General features: G+C 71.6%; 14 protein-coding genes. 13 read left to right on the plus strand and 1 reads right to left on the minus strand.

Translation table 11 applies throughout. The annotated features are described in order from the left end of the window. Positions 1-2 precede the first annotated feature (2 nt). From ABZU75_RS02505 to ABZU75_RS02565, 13 genes are all read left to right on the plus strand, one after another. On the plus strand, positions 3-1,742 hold the full coding sequence (locus tag ABZU75_RS02505; protein ID WP_355548543.1) for a methylmalonyl-CoA mutase family protein: 1,740 nt from the start codon (positions 3-5) through the stop codon (positions 1,740-1,742). Continuing rightward, positions 1,739-3,889: a methylmalonyl-CoA mutase gene (gene scpA / locus ABZU75_RS02510; protein WP_355548546.1), complete on the plus strand. Its 2,151-nt coding sequence runs from the start codon at positions 1,739-1,741 to the stop codon at positions 3,887-3,889. Before ABZU75_RS02505 ends, scpA begins: the two co-directional genes overlap by 4 nt. Continuing rightward, positions 3,873-4,859 (plus strand): methylmalonyl Co-A mutase-associated GTPase MeaB, encoded by a 987-nt coding sequence (gene meaB, locus ABZU75_RS02515; protein ID WP_355548549.1) that lies wholly within the window; start codon positions 3,873-3,875, stop codon positions 4,857-4,859. Before scpA ends, meaB begins: the two co-directional genes overlap by 17 nt. A gap of 442 nt (positions 4,860-5,301) precedes the next feature. Then, positions 5,302-6,690: a cytochrome P450 gene (locus ABZU75_RS02520; protein ID WP_355548552.1), complete on the plus strand. Its 1,389-nt coding sequence runs from the start codon at positions 5,302-5,304 to the stop codon at positions 6,688-6,690. Continuing rightward, positions 6,687-7,580: a terpene synthase family protein gene (locus ABZU75_RS02525; protein ID WP_355548555.1), complete on the plus strand. Its 894-nt coding sequence runs from the start codon at positions 6,687-6,689 to the stop codon at positions 7,578-7,580. Before ABZU75_RS02520 ends, ABZU75_RS02525 begins: the two co-directional genes overlap by 4 nt. Next, the gene (locus tag ABZU75_RS02530; protein ID WP_355548558.1) at positions 7,577-9,235 is read left to right on the plus strand and encodes a prenyltransferase/squalene oxidase repeat-containing protein; all 1,659 of its coding nucleotides are present in this window, start codon (positions 7,577-7,579) and stop codon (positions 9,233-9,235) included. Before ABZU75_RS02525 ends, ABZU75_RS02530 begins: the two co-directional genes overlap by 4 nt. A 205-nt stretch (positions 9,236-9,440) precedes the next feature. Continuing rightward, entirely contained in the window at positions 9,441-12,011 is a 2,571-nt protein-coding gene (locus tag ABZU75_RS02535) for a nitrate- and nitrite sensing domain-containing protein (RefSeq protein WP_355548561.1), read from the plus strand. 90 nt (positions 12,012-12,101) lie between these two features. Continuing rightward, positions 12,102-12,533 carry a roadblock/LC7 domain-containing protein gene (locus ABZU75_RS02540; RefSeq protein ID WP_355548564.1) on the plus strand — a complete coding sequence of 144 codons (432 nt, stop codon included), beginning with the start codon at positions 12,102-12,104 and terminating at the stop codon, positions 12,531-12,533. Next, positions 12,530-12,916: a DUF742 domain-containing protein gene (locus ABZU75_RS02545; protein ID WP_355548567.1), complete on the plus strand. Its 387-nt coding sequence runs from the start codon at positions 12,530-12,532 to the stop codon at positions 12,914-12,916. The genes ABZU75_RS02540 and ABZU75_RS02545 overlap by 4 nt, the downstream gene beginning before the upstream one ends. Next, on the plus strand, positions 12,897-13,538 hold the full coding sequence (locus ABZU75_RS02550; RefSeq protein WP_355548570.1) for an ATP/GTP-binding protein: 642 nt from the start codon (positions 12,897-12,899) through the stop codon (positions 13,536-13,538). The genes ABZU75_RS02545 and ABZU75_RS02550 overlap by 20 nt, the downstream gene beginning before the upstream one ends. A 253-nt stretch (positions 13,539-13,791) precedes the next feature. Further along, positions 13,792-15,792: a CehA/McbA family metallohydrolase gene (locus tag ABZU75_RS02555; protein ID WP_355548573.1), complete on the plus strand. Its 2,001-nt coding sequence runs from the start codon at positions 13,792-13,794 to the stop codon at positions 15,790-15,792. A gap of 64 nt (positions 15,793-15,856) precedes the next feature. After that, complete coding sequence (locus ABZU75_RS02560) at positions 15,857-16,654, plus strand: UDP-galactose-lipid carrier transferase (protein WP_355548576.1); 798 nt, start codon at positions 15,857-15,859, stop codon at positions 16,652-16,654. A 146-nt stretch (positions 16,655-16,800) separates the two neighbouring features. Further along, positions 16,801-18,252, plus strand: a complete 1,452-nt coding sequence (locus ABZU75_RS02565) for a phosphatase PAP2 family protein (protein WP_355548579.1) — start codon at positions 16,801-16,803, stop codon at positions 18,250-18,252. 202 nt (positions 18,253-18,454) lie between these two features. Here ABZU75_RS02565 and ABZU75_RS02570 read toward each other — a convergent pair whose 3' ends face one another. Next, positions 18,455-18,913 carry a hypothetical protein gene (locus tag ABZU75_RS02570; protein WP_355548582.1) on the minus strand — a complete coding sequence of 153 codons (459 nt, stop codon included), beginning with the start codon at positions 18,911-18,913 and terminating at the stop codon, positions 18,455-18,457. Positions 18,914-18,920: the final 7 nt, after the last annotated feature.

The raw sequence follows: 18,920 nt of genomic DNA on the forward strand, positions 1-18,920 counted from the left end.
GCATGACGGTGTCGCCTGAGGAACCCCGACCGGCCGCCGAGTTCCCACCGACCACGCGTGAGCGGTGGCGGGAGCTGGCGCTCGGGGTATTGCGCAAGTCCGGGGTCGAGACCGGTTCCCCGGAGGAGGCGTTGGCCTCCACCACCTATGACGGTGTGACGATCGCACCGCTCTACGACGCGTCCGATCTGCCCGGCGATCCCGGCCTTCCCGGCTCCGCCCCCTACATCAGGGGCTCCGCCCCCGAGGGGGGCTGGGAGGTGCGGCAGCGCCACGAGGTGCCCGATTCCGAGGCGATCCTCACGGACCTGGAGAACGGCGTCACCTCACTGTGGCTCACCCTCGACCCCGAGGACCTGCCGCGGGCCCTGGAGCGGGTCCACCTGGAGCTGATCTCGGTCACGCTCGACGCGGGCAAGCGGACCCGCGAGGCGGCCGAGGTGCTCCTCGGGCTGGCGGGTGAGAAGGCCGGCACGCTGAAGGGGAACCTGGGAGCCGACGCGCTCGCCGACGCGGAGACCGCGATCGAGCTGGCCCGCCGCTGCGTTCGGGACCACCCCGGCCTCAGGGCCGTCACGGTGGACGCCACCGTCTATCACGACGCGGGAGGCGGTGACGCCGAGGAGCTCGGTTGCTCCCTCGCCGCCGGAGTCGCCGCGCTGCGTACCCTGACCGGCGCTGGCCTGACCGTGCCCGAGGCGTTCGGGCAGCTGGAGTTCCGGTACGCGGCCACCGCCGACCAGTTCCTCACCATCGCCAAGCTCCGGGCCGCCCGCAGGCTCTGGGCGCGTGTCGCCGAGGTGTGCGGCGCCCCCGACGAGGGACAGCGGCAGCACGCGGTGACCAGCTCGGTCATGATGACCGCCCGCGATCCGTGGGTGAACATGCTCCGCACCACGCTCGCCTGTTTCGCGGCCGGGACCGGCGGGGCCGACGCGGTGACCGTCCAGCCCTTCGACGCCCGCCTCGGCCTGCCGGACGCCTTCGCCCGCCGTATCGCGCGCAACACCCAGTCGCTGCTCGTCGAGGAGGCCGGTGTGGCCCGGGTGATCGACCCGGCCGGCGGCTCCTGGTACGTCGAACGGCTCACCGAGGACCTGGCCTCCAGAGCCTGGGAGTGGTTCCAGGAGATCGAGCGCGCCGGGGGCGTCGGGGCGGCCGAAGGCTCCGCGCTCGTCGCCGGACGGCTCGCCGCCACCTGGGAGCGACGCTCGGCCGACATCGCCAGGCGCCTCGACCCGATCACCGGCGTCAGCGAGTTCCCCGACCTCGCCGAGCGGCCCCTGGTCAGGCAGGCCCGGTCCACCGGGAGTACCGGGGTGCACTACGCGCAGGAGTTCGAGGCGTTGCGCGACCTGGCCGACGCCCAGGCGAGCCGGCCGAAGGTCTTCCTGGCGACCATCGGCCCGGTGGCCGCGCACACCGCCAGGGCGTCGTTCGCGGCCAACCTGTTCCAGGCGGGCGGCATCGCCACCGTGGCCGGTGGCGCCATGACGGACCCCGCGGAGATCGCCGCCGCGTTCTCCGCCTCCGGCACCGAGGTCGCGTGCCTGTGCTCCAGCGACCGGCTGTACGCCGAACACGCCGAGGCGGTGGCCGCCGCGCTGAGGGGTGCGGGGGCGCGCAGGATCTGGCTGGCAGGAAAGGGCGGGTTCGAGGGCGTGGACGCCAACCTCTACACCGGGTGCGACGCGCTCGGCGCGCTCCGGACGACCTTCGACGACCTGGGGGTGGCTCGATGATTCCCGACTTCTCCGAGATCGAACTCGGTGCGCGACCGGCGGTGCCCGGCCCCGCCGCGGGGGACGGACCTCGTGGCCCGGTGTGGGAGACGCCCGAGGGGATCGACGTCAAGCCGCTCTACACCGCCGCTGACACCGACGGTCTCGACTTCCTGGAGACCTACCCGGGCGCCGCGCCCTATCTGCGCGGCCCGTACCCGACCATGTACGTCAACCAGCCGTGGACCATCCGGCAGTACGCCGGTTTCTCCACCGCGGCCGAGTCCAACGCCTTCTACCGGCGTAACCTGGCAGCCGGGCAGAAGGGACTGTCGGTCGCCTTCGACCTGGCGACCCACCGGGGCTACGACTCCGACCACCCGCGCGTCGCCGGGGACGTCGGTATGGCAGGCGTGGCCATCGACTCCATCTACGACATGCGGCAGCTGTTCGACGGCATCCCCCTCGACAAGATGAGCGTGTCGATGACCATGAACGGCGCGGTGCTGCCGGTGCTCGCGCTCTACGTCGTGGCCGCCGAGGAGCAGGGGGTGGCGCCCGAGCAGCTCGCCGGGACCATCCAGAACGACATCCTCAAGGAGTTCATGGTCCGCAACACCTACATCTACCCGCCGGTCCCCTCGATGCGGATCATCTCCGACATCTTCGCGTACACCAGCGAGAGGATGCCGAAGTTCAACTCGATCTCGATCTCCGGATACCACATCCAAGAGGCCGGGGCCACGTGTGACCTGGAGCTCGCCTACACCCTCGCCGACGGGGTGGAGTACCTGCGGGCGGGTGTCGAGGCGGGTATGGACATCGACAGGTTCGCGCCGCGCCTGTCGTTCTTCTGGTGCATCGGCATGAACTTCTTCATGGAGGTCGCCAAGCTGCGGGCCGCCCGGCTGCTCTGGTCGCGGCTGGTGTCCGGGTTCGGAGCCAAGAACCCCAAGTCGCTCTCGCTGCGGACCCACTCGCAGACCTCCGGCTGGTCGCTCACCGCCCAGGACGTCTACAACAACGTCGTCCGCACCTGCGTCGAGGCGATGGCCGCAACCCAGGGCCACACCCAGTCGCTGCACACCAACGCGCTGGACGAGGCACTGGCCCTGCCCACCGACTTCTCCGCGCGGATCGCCCGCAACACCCAGCTGCTGCTCCAGCAGGAGTCGGGCACCTGCCGGGTGATCGACCCCTGGGGCGGTTCCTACTACGTCGAGCGGCTCACCCACGAGCTGGCGGCCAGGGCATGGGCCCACATCGAGGAGGTGGAGGCCGCCGGGGGCATGGCGAAGGCCATCGACGCCGGGCTGCCCAAGCTCCGCATCGAGGAGGCCGCCGCCCGTACCCAGGCGCGCATCGACTCCGGGCGCCAGCCGGTCATCGGCGTCAACAAGTACCGGCCCGACGCCGACGAGCCCATCGAGGTGCTCAAGGTCGACAACACCTCCGTACGCGCCCAGCAGCTCGACAAGCTGCGCCGCCTGCGCGCCGAGCGCGACCCCGGGCGGGTGGAGGAGGCACTGACGGCACTCACCAAGGGGGCCGCGGGCGACGGGAACCTGCTCGCGCTGGCGATCGAGGCGGCCCGTGCCATGGCCACGGTCGGGGAGATCTCCGACGCCCTGGAGCGGGTGTTCGGGCGGCACGCGGCACAGATCCGTACGATCACCGGCGTGTATCGCGAGGAGGTGGGATCCGGCGTGGACACGGTCCGCGAGGCGTGCGCCGAGTTCGAGCGGCTGGAGGGCCGCCGCCCCCGAATCCTGGTGGCGAAGATGGGCCAGGACGGTCACGACCGGGGCCAGAAGGTGATCGCCACGGCCTTCGCCGACCTCGGCTTCGACGTGGACGTCGGCCCGCTGTTCCAGACGCCCGAGGAGGTCGCCCGGCAGGCGGTCGAGGCGGACGTGCACGTGGTCGGCGTGAACTCACTGGCCGCCGGCCACCTCACGCTCGTACCGGCGCTCCGCGAGGCGCTGGCCGAGCTGGGCGCGGAGGACGTCATGATCGTGGTCGGCGGTGTCATCCCGCCGGGCGACTTCGACGAGCTGCGCGCCGCGGGCGCGAGCGCGATCTTCCCGCCCGGCACCGTCATCGCCGACGCGGCCAGGGGCCTGCTGGCGGACCTGCTCACCCGGCTGGGTCATGACGCGAACGCTTGACGAGTACGTCCAGGGGGTGAAGGAGGGCTCCAGGGTGTGGATCGCGCGGGCGATCACACTGGTGGAGTCCTCCAGGGCCGACCACAGGGAGCTGGCCCAGCGGCTGCTGGTCGAGCTGACCCCGCTGGCCGGCGCGGCGCGCAGGGTCGGCATCACCGGCGTGCCCGGCGTCGGCAAGTCCACGTTCGTCGACGCGCTCGGCACGCGGCTGACCGGGGAGGGCCACCGGGTGGCGGTGCTCGCCGTCGACCCGTCCTCGACCCGTACCGGCGGGAGCATCCTGGGCGACAAGACCAGGATGTCCCGCCTGGCGGTCGACCCGGCCGCCTTCATCCGCCCCTCGCCCACCTCGGGCACCCTGGGCGGGGTGGCCAGGGCGACCCGCGAGGCGATGGTCGTGGTGGAGGCGGCCGGGTACGACGTCGTCCTGGTGGAGACCGTCGGCGTCGGCCAGTCGGAGACCACCGTCGCCGACATGGTCGACACCTTCCTGCTGCTCACCCTGGCCAGGACGGGCGACCAGCTCCAGGGCATCAAGAAGGGCGTGCTGGAGCTGGCCGACGTGATCGCGATCAACAAGGCCGACGGTGCCGAGGGCAGCTCCCACGAGCTGGACGCGCGCAGGGCCGCCAGGGAACTCGCCGGAGCGCTCCGCCTGCTGGGCGCGGAGCGGACGCCTCCGGTGCTCACCTGCAGCGGGATGACCGGTAACGGCCTGGAGGAGGTCTGGCACCAGGTCGTCAGGCACCGTGACGCGCTGGAGGCCTCGGGGGAGCTGGCCGAGCGCCGCCGCCGCCAGCAGGTCCGCTGGACCTGGGCCATGGTCACCGACCGGCTGCTCGCCCGGCTCCGCGAGCACCCCGAGGTCGCGGCGATCATCACCGAGCTGGAACGCGAGGTCGCCGAGGGTGAGGTCACTCCCTCGCTGGCCGCCGACCGCATCCTCGCGGCCTTCGGCAGGGGCAACTGACGGCTCCGGGCACGGGCCTCTGGTAACCCTGGGTGACCTCGGGTGACAGCGTTGACGAGAGGCCGATCCACCATTTACGCAACCGTGTTAAGCGCAGGTTAACGAGGCCTGTGTCCGGAACCGGTAAGGTTTATGTCGAATACGAGCTTGATCACTTCTGGTAGGTCATGTGATACTTCATGTGAAGATTTACTAATGCTGTGATGTGATGCGCTTTAGTGTGTAAATCAGGTAATGGGACAGGTGAGGAGACCCGGAGCGCCCTAGAGGGATTGTCGGTCGGCCGATCCTGATCTGTTGGTTGACCAGTAGTTATCCGCGCACCGGGCGGGAACGGGACATGTGGGACGTCCCCGTTTCCGAACACCGCCGCGCTCACCCGCGCGGGCGGTTGTCTCATGCTGCGCGAATTCACATCACGTGAGGTGGGAGACGTTTGCCTATGTCCATCGACGTGCATCCCGGTCGCCGAGCGAGGTCCATCCCGATACACCGAGCTCTGCCGAAGCTGGTCCGCGAACCGGCGGGCGCGCTCGCCGAGTTCGCCCGGGAGGCCGGCGGGGAGGTCGTCCGGCTGGAGTTGGGGCCGTTCCGCCCCTACCTGGTCACCCATCCCGACCACGTCCAGCAGGTGATGCGCGTCGGATGGACGAACTACCAGCGCCTGGGGATGTTCTGGCGCCCGCTGGAGCGGCTCTTCGGGCACAGCATCATGAGCGACGGCGAGCACTGGCAGAACAGCCGGAAGGTCCTGCAGCCGCTGTTCACCACGCGGTACGTCGCCACGATCGCCGAGGAGGTGTCCAGGCGCGTCGCCGGGCGCGTCCAGGAGTGGGACGGGTATGTCCAGTCGGGGCGCAACTTCGACGCGGCCACGGAGATGTCCAGGATCCTCAGCTACATCGTCAACCGGGTGCTGTTCGGGGACAAGCTGAACCGGGAGGACGGGGAGCGCATCATCCCCGCCTTCGAACAGGCATCCCACTCGCTCGTCTACCGGATTCTCATGCCGTTCATGCCGTATTTCATGCGGATACCCGGTGACCGGGCCTTCCTGAAGGCCGTCAGGGCGATCGACGACGTGGTCTTCCCCGTGGCGAGAAAGGCGATGACCGACCCCGACGACAACGTCGACGTCATCTCCGTGCTCTGCCGGTCCGTCGACGAGAACGGCGGCAGGCTCACCGAGAAACAGATCCGCGACGCCCTGGTCAGCGTGTACGCCGCGTCGTCGGAGACCACCGCGATGGTCCTCACCTGGCTGTGGCTGCTGCTGGACGAGCACCCGGACGTCGAGGCCAGGCTCCAGGCGGAGATCGACGCGGTGGTGGGCGCGGGGCCGGCCCGTCCGGAGCACATCCCCCACCTCACCTACACCCGCATGGTCCTTCAGGAGACCCTGCGCCTGTACCCGGCGGGCTGGCTGCTCCCCCGCATGGTCATGGAGGACGCGGAGATCGGCGGCGTGCGGATCAAGGCCGGCTCGACGGTGCTGGTAACCCCGTACGCCACCCAGCGGCTTGCGGAGTTCTGGGAGCGTCCGGACGAGTTCGACCCCGAGCGGTTCGCGCCCGGCAGGGCCGAGAGCGAGGAGCGCAGGCACAGGTACGCCTACTTCCCCTTCGGCGGCGGGCCGCACAGGTGCCTGGGCGAACCCCTGTTCTACGTCGAGGCGCCGCTCGTGGTCGCGGGCATCCTCAGCCGGTTCCGGATGTCGGTGCGCACGCCGGGGCCGTTCGTCACGGGGTGGGCCGCCTCGCTGCGCCCCAAGGGCAAGGTCGAGCTGGGCATATCCTCCGCCCGGCACGATCAGGGCGGAGTCTTGCGATGACGGCGCGACTCGACCCCGGCGTCCGGCCGGAGGCCATGGAGGCGATGGCCGCCGGGACGATCTGCGCCCGCGCCGGCCGCTCCCAGCGGGAGATGCGCGAGTGGGCGGAGACCTATCCCGGCCTGTTCTCCGCGAAGCCCTTCGACGCGGCCCTGTACAGCACCCTCTCGCTCGCCATGGCGTTCGGCGGGCCCTGGTTCACCGCCGAGCGGTTGCGGATGGCGAACAAGACCTCCCTGTGGGCGTTCGGCCTGGACTGGCTCGTCGACTACGTCGCCACCTCGCCGGCCGAGGTGGCGGACATCGCCCGGCGGTGCCTGGACGTGGCCGCCGGGGGGCCGCCGGTCCCCGGCGACGACCTCACCCGCATGCTCGCCGGCATCCGCGACGAGCTCGCCTCCTCGCCGGCCTTCCCCGAGCTCGGACCGATCTGGCGCGACGAGCTGGAACGCATGCTGGACGGGATGCTCGCGGAGTGGCGCTGGAAGAGCGACAAGGTCACGCCGACCTTCGAGGAGTATCTCGGCAACGCCGACAACCTCGGCTTCTCCTTCGTGTTCGCCGCCCACTGGATCCACGTCACGGGCCAGGGCGCGGTCGCGGACGTCGGTCCGCTGCGCGAGGCGGGCCGGGCCGTGCAACGGGTCATCCGCCTCCTCAACGACCTGGGCACCTACGAGCGGGACGTCGCCTGGGGAGACCTCAACGTCCTGCTGCTCGACATCGGCCGCGCCGAGGTGGAGCGGCGGATCGCCGAGCTGGCGGCACGGAGCAGGGAGCTGGTCGCCCCGCTCCGGGAGGCCCATCCGGAGCTGGCGGGCTACATGGAACGGCAGATGGACTTCTGCGCCGGCTTCTACCAGGTTGGCGACTACTGGGGGGCGTTGTGAGCGTCGACGGCCTGTCCGCTCCCGCGGTGCTCGGCGCCTCGCCGGCGATCGGCCAGGGAACCCTCGACGGGTACGACGCGGGGAGCGGCACGAAGAGCGGCATCGGGGCAGGCGACGGGATCGACACGGTCGCCGAGGCGCGCGAGCTGGTCGCCGGGCTGCTGGCCCAGCCCTGGGGGCAGGTGTCCGCCTCCCCGTACGAGACGGGCCGGCTGGTGAGCCTGGCCCCGTGGCTGGCCGGGCACACCGAGCGGATCGGGTTCCTGCTCGCCACCCAGCGGCCGGACGGCGGCTGGCACTCATCCGGCGACCACGCTCTGGTCCCCACCCTGAGCGCGGTCGAGGCGCTGCTGGCCGAGATCGGGCGCGGCACCTCTGCTGCCCCCGACCTGCTCGCCAAGGCGGCCGATCGCGGGCTGGAGGCCGTGCGGAATCGCTCCCGCTCCGCCGCGCCCCTGCCGGACACGCCCGCGATCGAGCTCATCGTGTCGTCCCTGCTCTCCCTGATCGACGGCCACCTTGACGGGGAGGGGCCGAAACCACCCCCGGGCCTGGACGGTGCCAAGCTGGCCGGGGTCAGGGCGTGGCTGGCGTCGGGCGCGGAGATACCGCAGAAGCTGGTCCACGCCCTTGAGATCGCGGGGGCGGAGGCGACGGCGGCCTCCGGGATCCTCCCCACGCCGATGCCCGGCGGGATGGCGGCCGTCGGCGCCTCGCCCGCGGCCGGCGCCGCCTGGCTGGCCGCGTCGCCCGGGTCCAGACCGGACCAGGAGGCGGCGGTACGGCGCTACCTGGAGGCGGTGGTGGCCTCCACCGGCGGGCCGGTGCCCTGCGCCCTGCCCATCAGTGTGTTCGAGCGCGGCTGGACGCTCAGCTGGCTGCGGCGCGCGGGAATCCCGGTGGACGTGTCACCGGAGCTGGCCGCGAGCCTGCGGGACGGGCTCGGCCCCGAGGGGACCGCCACGGGGCCCGGCCTTCCCGAGGACGCCGACACCACCTCCGTCGCCCTGTACGCGCTGGCGTTGATCGGCGAGCCGCGCGAGCCCGAGGGGCTGTGGCCGTTCGAGACGGAGACCCACTTCTGCACCTGGCGCGAGGAGGAGGGGATGTCCCCGACGACCAACGCGCACGTGCTCGACGCCTTCGGCGAGTACCTGCGCCGGTGCGGGGGAGAGCCCCGCCACGAGGCCGTCGTGACCAAGCTGGCGGCGTGGCTGCGCGACCGCCAGGAGGCGGACGGCAGCTGGACGGACCGCTGGCACGTCTCGCCGTACTACGCCACCGCCTGCTGCGCCATCGCGCTGCGCGAGTTCGGCGGCGAGGAGTCGGCGGGCGCGGTGGGCGGGGCTGTGGAGTGGGTGTTCGGCACCCAGCGCGCGGACGGGTCGTGGGGCCGCTGGGAGGGCACCGCGGAGGAGACCGCCTACGCGCTGCAGACCCTGCTGCTGGCCGGCGCGGCGCGGGGGGAGGAGCGGTGGCGGGAGGCCGTGGAGCGCGGATACCGCCGCCTGGCGGCCACCTGGGACGGCGAGGCGCCGTCGCTCTGGGTCGACAAGGACCTGTACCTGCCGGTGGCGATCATCAGGGCGGCCGTTCTGGGCGCGCTTCATCTGGCACGGCGCGCACTCTCACTTCCTGAGGGCGACTCGTATTGAGAATTGACTGTGAATTCAAAACAGGACAGAAGGGCTCATCTGTTCTGTCCCGCCTTGAGTGTGTTTAGTGACATTGCTAGGGTTCGGCGGGTGTGATGCGGGGTGTCCCGCTGATCCGTGCGATGTGGCGACCGTTTGAACTACATGTGTCGACTGCCGCAAAAATGTGCCGTCTATTTTCTTTCTGCTTCCCGGGATGGATACCATGCGCTTGCGTAACGCGAGCTTGCGGACCAAGGTCACGGCACTTCTGGTGTCGCTCACCGCGCTCTGGGCGTTCACGGCATGGGTGACGGTCCGTGACGGTGTGAACATGCTGGGCGTGGCGACCCTCAACACCGACGTGGCGGAGCCGAGCGAGCGGCTCATCGTCGAGGTGCAGGCCGAACGACGGCTTACCGCGATCACGCTGGGCACGGGCGGCACGGAACGCCGGCGGCGCGAGGCGCTGGCCGCCCAGCGCGGGCGCACCGACGCCGCGGGCGCGAACTTCCGGGAGCTCACCGCTGGCAGCAGCGTGCAGCTGCTGGGAAGCTCGGCCCTGGGGAATCGTATCGCCGAGACACGCCGGCTGCTGGACGAGCTGGCCACCACGCGCAGGGCGATCGACACGGGCCGGGGCAGCCGGACCTGGGCGGCCGCGGAGTTCACCGGTATCGTCGACTCCATCTACCGCGTCTACGACTCGCTGGCCACGCTGGACGACGAGGAACTCGCCAAGGACACCCGCACGCTCATCGAGATGAACCGGGCCCGGGACATGCTGTCCCAGGGAGACGCCCTGGTGATGGGCGCCCTGACGGCAGGCAGGTTCGCCGACGGCGAGCAGGTCAGATTCACGCAGATCGTCGGCACGCGGCGCTTCCTCCTCACCGAGGCGGTGGCCGAACTGCCCGCGGCCGACCAGGAAGCCTACCGGCGGCTGGCCACCAGCGAGCAGTTCACCCGGCTGAGAGCCATGGAGGAGCAGCTGATCGGGGACGCGAACGTGGTGTCGGCCGGAGTGGTCGACGTCGCGCGATGGAGCTCCGACGCCCAGCCCGCACAGGCCAAGCTGACGGAGGCGGTGCTCACGGCCGGCAGCGGCGTGGTCGAGCGGTCGGGCCCGGTCGCCGTCGGCGTCGTCGTGCGGCTCGCGCTGGCCGGCGGCCTGGGTCTGGTGGCCGTCATCGCCTCGGTCGTCCTGGCCATCACCACGGCTCGCGCCCTGGTCCAGCAGCTGGAGAAGCTGCGGGCCGCCGCCTGGGAGCTCGCCAACGAGCGATTGCCCTCCGTGGTCGAGCGGATCGGCCACGGGGAGACCGTGGACGTCGAGGCGGAGGCGCCGCCGCTCAAGTTCGGCGACGACCAGATCGGGCAGGTCGGCCAGGCGTTCAACGCCGTGCAACAGACCGCCATCAAGGTCGCGGCGGAGCAGGCCCAGCTGCGCCGCGACATCGCCGACATCCTGCGCAACCTCGCCCGCCGCACCCAGTCGCTCGTGCACCGCCAGCTGAGCGTGCTCGACGTCATGGAGCGGCGCGAGAACGACCCGCAGGAGCTGCGCGACCTGTTCCGGCTCGACCACCTGGCGACCCGGATGCGACGCTACGCGGAGAACCTCCTCGTGCTCGCCGGTGCGGCGCCCGGCCGGGCCTGGCGCGACGCGGTCCCGATGATCGACGTGGTCCGCGGCTCGCTCGCCGAGATCGAGGACTACACCCGGGTCGACGTGATGCCCCTGGGCGAGGTGGCGCTGGACGGCCGGGCCGTGAGCGACGTGATCCACCTGATCGCCGAGCTCGTCGAGAACGCCGCCTCCTTCTCCCCGCCCTACACCACGGTCCAGGTCGGCGGGCACCTCGTGGCCCACGGCTACGCGCTGGAGATCGAGGACCGGGGGCTGGGCATGAGCGCCGCGGACATCGCGGGGGCCAACGAGCGGATCGCCAACCCCCCGGAGCTCAAGCTCTCCGGCAACGCCAGGCTGGGCCTGTACGTCGTCAGCCGCCTGGCCGAACGGCACAACGTCCGGGTGACCTTCAAGGCGTCCCCGTACGGCGGCACGACCGTCGTCGTCCTCATCCCGCAGGACCTGATCAACGAGGAGGAGTCGGCCCCCTCCGTCGGCGTCGGCATCCCGCAGGCACGCCCGGCGAGCACCGGCGAGATGAACGGCACCACATCCGCGGTCGCCGCGGTCCGCGACCGGGCAGGCGATCCCCTGGGTATCGCCGGTGGCCCCGTGCGGACCGGTGGTGCCGAGGGAGAGCCCGTCCCGGGGGCCTGGTCCGAGGCGTGGGAACCCGCGTCTCCTGGCCGCGTCGCCGACCCTGGCCTTCCCGCGGGTCTCGCCGATCCGGCGGCCCCCGGCCGCTTCGCCGATCCCGCGGCACTCAGGCAGCTGCCCGACTCCGGAGCACCTATGAGCCTGCCCGACTTCACGAACCCCGGGCCTCCCGCCGCACCGGGCGCGCCCGACGGCTCCGCCGCTCCCGGACGTTCGGGCGGCCCGGGGGCGGCACTGCCGCCCGTGCTGCCCCCGCCCGACAGCAGCCACACACCGGGCGGCCTCCCGAGGCGTGTTCCCCAGACGCATCTCGCCGCCCCGCTGCAGGACGACGAGGTGGCGGCGCCGGTGCCCCCGGACGACGACGGCGCCGACGAGCGCTCCCCGGAGATGATCCGCGCGGCCATGACGTCCTTCCAAACGGGCACGCGCCGCGGCCGCGACGACGCGGCCCAGCTGACCCGGCGGGCAGGCGATCCCGTGGACGAGGGTGGGCCCGTCGGGTGACCCCAATATGTGAGCGCGTGCCGGGTCGGTGCCGATGAGGCGCCGAGGGCCGGCGACGGAACATCGGCAGGCAGAAGGAGAGGACAACGAGTGGTGCAGGGAACAGGATCTTTCACGGACCTGGCCTGGTTGCTGGACGACCTGGTCTCGCGGGTGGAGGAAGCTCAGCACGGAATCGTGTTCTCCACGGACGGCCTGCTGCTCGCCGCGTCGGCGGGATTCCCCCCTGCGGACGCCGAACATCTGGCCGCCGTCGGATCGGCGATCCAGAGTCTGGGCCGGGGGGTCAGTGACCGGGTCGGTGGCGGGCCGATGCGCCAGACCATCATCGAGATGCGGACGGCGTACCTGATCGTGACGGCCGCCGGGCAGGGAGCGTGCCTGGCGGTGCTCTGCGGAGCCGAGGCCGACGTCGGCCTGGTCGCCTACGAGATGGCCATGCTCGTCACCCGCGTCGGCCAGTACCTCACCTCGCCCACCCGGACTGCCGACTCCTCCTTCAGAGGCGACGGCACGCGATGAGCATCTTCGACGAGCAGCCCGAGGCCCAGTGGGTCGGCGACGAGGCGGGGCCGATCGTCAGGCCGTACGTCCTGACGCGGGGCAGGACCGAACCGACTCGCGGTAGGTTCGACCTCATCACCCTGGTGGTGACCATCCGGCAGGTCTCGTCGAGGGAGCCGGGCCTGGACCCGGAGTGCCTGGCCATCGTCCGGCTCTGCCGGCTGCCCCAGTCGGTCGCGGAGATCGCCGCCCACACGAATCTTCCGGCAGGCACGGTCCGTGTCCTGCTCAGTGACCTGCTTGATCAGGGATTCATCGCCATGCAAGAACCGCATTCGGAGACGGACATGCACGACGAGATGCTGTACAGGGCGGTGCTCGATGGACTCCGTGCGCTCTAACCGCGACGCCGGACGCGTGAAGCTGCCCAAGGCGATCAAGATCCTGGTCGCCGGAGGGTTCGGTGCGGGCAAGACCACGCTGGTCGGCGCGGTCTCCGAGATCGAGCCGCTGCGCACCGAGGAGACCCTGAGCGACCGGGGTATCGGTGTCGACGACCTGTCGGGCGTGGAGACCAAGCAGACCACCACTGTCGCGATGGACTTCGGCCGCATCACCATCGGCGACGACTACCGCCTCTACCTGTTCGGCACACCTGGGCAGGAGCGCTTCTGGTTTCTCTGGGACGAGCTGGCGCTGGGCGCGCTGGGCGCGGTGGTCCTCGCCGACACCCGCAGGCTGGCCGACTGCTTCCCCTCGCTCGACTACTTCGAGCGGCGCGAGACGCCCTTCATCGTCGCGGTCAACTGCTTCGACGGGGCTCGCCGCTACGAGCTCGACGAGGTCAGGCTCGGGCTGACCCTCCACGAGGACATCCCGATCGTGCTGTGCGACGCCAGGCAGCGGGAGTCGGGCAAGGAGGTGCTCATCGCCCTCGTGGAGCACGCGATGCGGATGCGGCTGGGCATGCCGTCCTCTCCGGGGAGCGTCGAACCCTCCGCGGAGCGGACCGGGACCCGCTGACGCCCGTCCCCCTTCCGGGGCGGACGGGAGCCGGCGAGACCGTCCTCCCCGTGGAGCGGGTGGTCCCGCACGGTGGGAACGCCCACCTCCGGGGCGGATCGTCACCGTCTCGGGAGCGTTTTTGTCCCTCCGGCAGGGATGAATCCCTCCCCCTCGGACGCGTGTACGCGATGCCCCGTGCCCGGCGTGTCACGATAGCGGCGATCATCGGGAGTCCTACTGCGCGGAGAGCCCTATGTGTGACGATCCGAACATGCCTCTCACCGTGGCGCGGGCGCTCGGAGAGTACCAGGCACTGCTGGCCGAGCACGGGGTCACCTGGGGTGAGGATCCCATCTTCTACGTCAAGTCGATGGCCACCGACGCCTACCTGATGGGCACGACGACCTTCTGGGAGGTCTGCTACGGCATGCTCGGCGCCCGCTACCCGGGAATGCCGTTCAAGGAGCTCGGGGACCGCCTCGACGAGCTGGACATGGACGAGGTGGTCCGCGGTGTCCTGGCGGGCAGGGTGCTCGACAACCTCGCCGCGCTCCGCCTCACCGGGGAGGGCGCCGTGGTCGAGGCGCGGGCGCGGGCCGTGCTGGACGGCAGCCCCCTGCGCACGACGCTGCTGGTCGACTCCGCCAGGCCGGAGCCGGTCACCGTGCTGGTGGACGGGCGGGCACACGTGGTCGGCCCCGGCGGTGCCCGGCTCATCAAGATCACGAATCGGAGCGAGGTGGTCGCCGACGGCCTACCGGTCGACCTGTCGTCACTGGCACGCCGGGCCCCCGCGGCCCGCCTGCGGGTGCGCGCCGGCCTGGCGTGCAAGTGGAGCGTGTACGGCGAGCACAGGCAGGGCTGGTATCCCGAGGGTGCCCCCGACAGGTACGACTACCACGTGATGCCCTACTTCCACGGCGACGACCTGGTCCTGGAGGTCCCGGCCGAGACGCTGACGGTCCGGGTCTCCAGGGGCATGGAGTACGGCTCCGCCGAGGTCACGCTCACCCCGGCCGCGGGGGAGGAGACCCTCGTCGAGCTGACCCCAGAGCGGCTCTACGACGCGGCGGCCCTCGGCTGGTACGGCGGGGACATGCACGTCCACCTCAACTGGGCGGGCGACATGGTCGGCACGCCCGAGCTCGCGGGGGCCATGCAGCACGGCGAGGACCTGCACGTCCTCAACCTGGTTGCGGGGAACGTCTCCTCCGAGCGGGTCTACGACTCCGAGGCGCTGGAGCACTGGGCGGGACGTGACCTGCCCTGGTCCGACGCCTCGCACGTGGCCAGGATCGGTGTGGAGTACCGCAACGACCTGCTCGGCCACCTCTACGCCTTCGGCGTCTCGGCTCCGCCCGCACGGTTCCACACGGGTTTCCTCGGCACCGCCGACTGGCCGCCCAACAGCGTCGCCTGCGAGGAACTCCGCGGCCTCGGCGCCGTGACCGGCTACAGCCACCCCTTCCACACGCCGTTCGCCGACGCCGACGCACCGGACAAGGCACTGCTGTGGGGACGCAACTGCTCCTCCAGGGAGATCGTCGCCGACGCGGCTCTCGGCCTCGTCGACACCCTCGACGTGCTCAGCCAGACCTCGATCACCGCGACCGCCGCCGTCTACCAGCGCCTGATCGGGGCGGGCAACCGCATCGCGGTCACCGCGGGGACCGATGCGATGGTCTCCTTCGCCCGGCGGGGAAACCAGTCCAACCCGCCCGGCTGGGCGCGGGTCTACGCCCGGGTGGACGGAGCGCTGAGCGCCGCGTCGTTCGCCGAGGCGGTCAGGAGGGGCCGTACCTTCGGCACCACCGGCCCCTGGCTGGAGCTGTCGGCCGGAGGTCACGGCCCCGGTGCCACCCTGGACCTGTCGCCGGGCGAGCGGATCACGATCACCGCCCGGTCGGTGGGTCCCGAGGTGCAGCGGCTGGAGATCCGCACAGCCGACGGCGTGCTGGCCGAGGGGCCGCCCGGCGAGCTGACCGCGGAACTGGTCGTCGGCGACCCCACCTACGTGGTCGCCCTCGCCACTGGTGGCCCGCACGAGCGGTCCTTCACCGGCGAGGTGTACGCCCACACCAGCCCGGTCTACCTCGACGTGGACGGCCGTCACGTGGCCAGGGCCGAGGACGTCGGCTGGTGCCTGGAGTGGCTGGACACCCTGGAGGCGCTCCTTCGCGAGGAGGGCGTCTTCGAGACGGCCGGGCAGCTCACCGACCATCTTGACCTGATCGGCCGGGCCAGAGAGGTCTACCGGGAACGCCTGACCTGACGGCGCGCGACCGGAGCCGCTCTTCGGGAGTGCCCACGGGGTGGGACATGCGAGGCTTGTCAGTATGAATCGCCTGGCTGAGGTTGACCTGTCACGGAAGCTCACCAAGAACGAGGCCTCCAAGCGTCTCGACGCCGCTCTCGAACGCCTGCTCCACCTGCGGCTCACGCTCGGCGGTCAGGTCGGCGAGCAGCGCATCGGTCCGCCGCTGTGCGTGGCCTTCGAGGGGTGGGACGCCTCGGGCAAGGGAGGTGCCATCAAGCGGCTGGTGCGCCCGCTGGACCCGCGCCACGTTCGCGTCGCGCAGTTCGCCGCGCCGACCTACGACGAGAAGCGCCACCACTTCCTGTGGCGGTTCTGGCCGGTCCTGCCCGGCTGGGGCGGGATGACCGTGCTCGACCGCTCCTGGTACGGCAGGGTGCTGGTGGAGCGGGTCGAGGGCTTCGCCGGCGAGGAGCAGTGGTCCCGGGCGTACGGGGAGATCGTGGAGTTCGAGCGGACCCTCACGGCCGAGGGCATGATCTTGGTCAAGTTCTGGATGCACGTCTCCGAGGACGAGCAGCTACGGCGCTTCCAGGACCGGGCCGGTGACCCGCTGCGGGCCTGGAAGCTCACGGACGAGGACTGGCGCAACCGCGAGAAGCGTCCGCTGTACGAGGCCGCGGTGGAGGACATGCTCGCACGTACCGACCATCCGAAGGCGCCGTGGCACGTGGTCCCCGGTGATGACAAACGCCTGGCCCGCGTCACGGTGGTGGAGACCGTCTGCGCCGCGATCGAGGCCGAACTCGCCGCCCGGGGCTACGAGCCGGCGATTCCCGCCGCGCCGGAAGCCGGGGCGGAGGATGTGGCGGACGACTAGCGGGACCGTGTCGTTAAAGCCGTTCTGACAAGAAGCATGGAAGCGGTGGGGACGTGCCAGGCGCCGCCTGTCGGGGGAGACGGCAGAATCAAATGACTGTCCGTTCGTCTGTCATCGTTCTTCGTCGTCGCGGGAGGGTCTGACGCATGCGGTTGAGCTCACGGCTGAGCAGGCTGGACCGGAGGGTGTTCGCCATGGTGGCGAGCGCGAGGCTGCCCGGTCTTGAACGTGTCGTGCCCGCGCTGTCACGCGCGGCGGACAACTCCCTGCTGTGGGCCGGGGTGGCCGGAGCGTTCGCGGTCAGCGGGCGCCGGCCGTTGCGCCGCGCCGCGACCAGAGGGCTGCTCGCGGTCAGCCTGGCCAGCCCGCTGGTCAACCTGGTCGGCAAGCAGGCCTTCCGCCGGAGCCGGCCGTCGGCAGAAGGGCTCCCGCTCGCCCGGCTGATCAAGATGCCCACCTCGGCGTCGTTCCCCTCGGGCCACTCCGCCTCGGCGGCCGCCTTCGCCGCGGCCGTGGCGATGGAGGCGCCTCGCGCGGTCGCGGTCCCCGTCGCGCTTCTCGCGGCCGCCGTCTGCTTCTCCCGCGTCTACACCGGCGTGCACTATCCGGGCGACGTGCTCGCGGGGGCCGGGATCGGCGTGGCGGCGGGACTGGTCACCCGCCGCATCTGGCCCGACGCCGGAGAGGCGGGGCACGCCCGCGCCGCCCTCACGGCGCCCTCCGCGCTGCTCGACCCGGAGGGCGAGGGGGCGGTCGCCGTGGTCGACGGCGCGGCCGACGCCACCGCAGGAACGGCGGAGACGCTACGCGCGGCCCTTCCCCGGGCCGAGGTCGTCGAGGTGGCGCCAGGTGCCGACCTCGGGGCCGCCGTGCGGGACGCCGCTTCGCGGGCCAAGGTGCTCGCGGTGGCCGGAGGGGACGCCGTGGTCAACCTCGCGGCACAGGAGACGGCGGGTGCGGCGACCCCGCTGCTGGTCGTCCCCACGGGCGTCCGCGGCCGATTCGCCCGCGCGCTCGGAGTCGAGACCGTGCAGGAGGCGGCTGAGGCGTACCGCAACGGTGACCTCGTGGCCGTCGACGTCGGTGAGGTCGCGGGCCGGACGTTCGTCAACTCCGTCAGTGTGGGCCTCTACCAGGCACTGGCGGAGAGCAGGGAACGGCGGCAGAGCCGGATCGGCACGTGGCCCGCGCTGTTCTGGGCCATGGCCGAGGTCCTCGGCCCCGGGGGCGCGCGGCCGGTGGATCTCATCGTGGACGGTGTGCCCAGGCGTGTCTGGGCGGTGTTCGTGGGCAACTGTCGTTACGAGGCACGCGGTGGTGCTCCCGCCAGGCGGCAACGCCTGGAAGACGGTCTGCTGGACATCCGCGTGCTCGCCGCCGCCGACCGGCTGCCCCGGGTGCGGGTGTTTCTCAGCCTGCTGGCCGCAAGGGTGAAGCTCTCACGCCACTACCAGCAGTGGCAGGCCGACACGCTGCGCCTCTCGGCTCCCTCGGGCCGGCTGCCGCTGGCGCGTGACGGTGAGACGTTCACGGTCACGGGCGAGGCGGAGTTCACCAAACGCCCGCGCTCGCTCCTCGTGATCCGGCCGTCCGGCTGAGATCCGGGTGACGTCTCGACAGTGATCGGGATCCGCACCGGTCGCCGAGGGCGACCGGTGCGGAACATCCCGATCTGTTGACGTGGGCTCACTGCCGGAGCCGTCCCGATCGTTGGGCGGGCGCCGGTGTTCCTAGCGCCTCATCGCTTGGCACGTGCGGCCTCGGATGCATCTGGCGATGGTCTCCGAGGCTGTCGGTGGATCAGCCGCCTCCACCGCCACCGCCACCGCCACCGCCGCCACCGCCACCGCCGCCGCCTCCGCCGCCGCTACGGGGACCGCCGCCTCCGCCGCCGCCGCCTCCGCCGCCACGGGGACCGCCGCCGCCTCCGCCGCCTCCGCCGCCGCCGCCGACGATGTTGGTGTTGGTGTTGGTGTTGGTGACATTGGCGCCGCCGCCACCGCCGCCACCGCCGCCACCGCCGCCACCACCACCGCCGCCGCCACCACCGCCACCACCGCCACCGCCACCGCCACGTCTGGCGCGGCACCTCGCGGGATTTCTGGCGAACCTGCAGGGCTGAGCGGAGCTGAGGGTGGTCGTGACGGCCTCCTGTGCCACGGTGCCCGCACTGGCGGGCTGGGCCGACATCGCTACGGGGGCGGCGAGGGTTGAGACGACCATCGCGCCGGCTGCGAGCATGTTCCTAAGGATGATCATGAGAGAT

Source organism: Streptosporangium sp. NPDC005286 (assembly GCF_040607515.1).
Lineage (GTDB): Bacteria > Actinomycetota > Actinomycetes > Streptosporangiales > Streptosporangiaceae > Streptosporangium.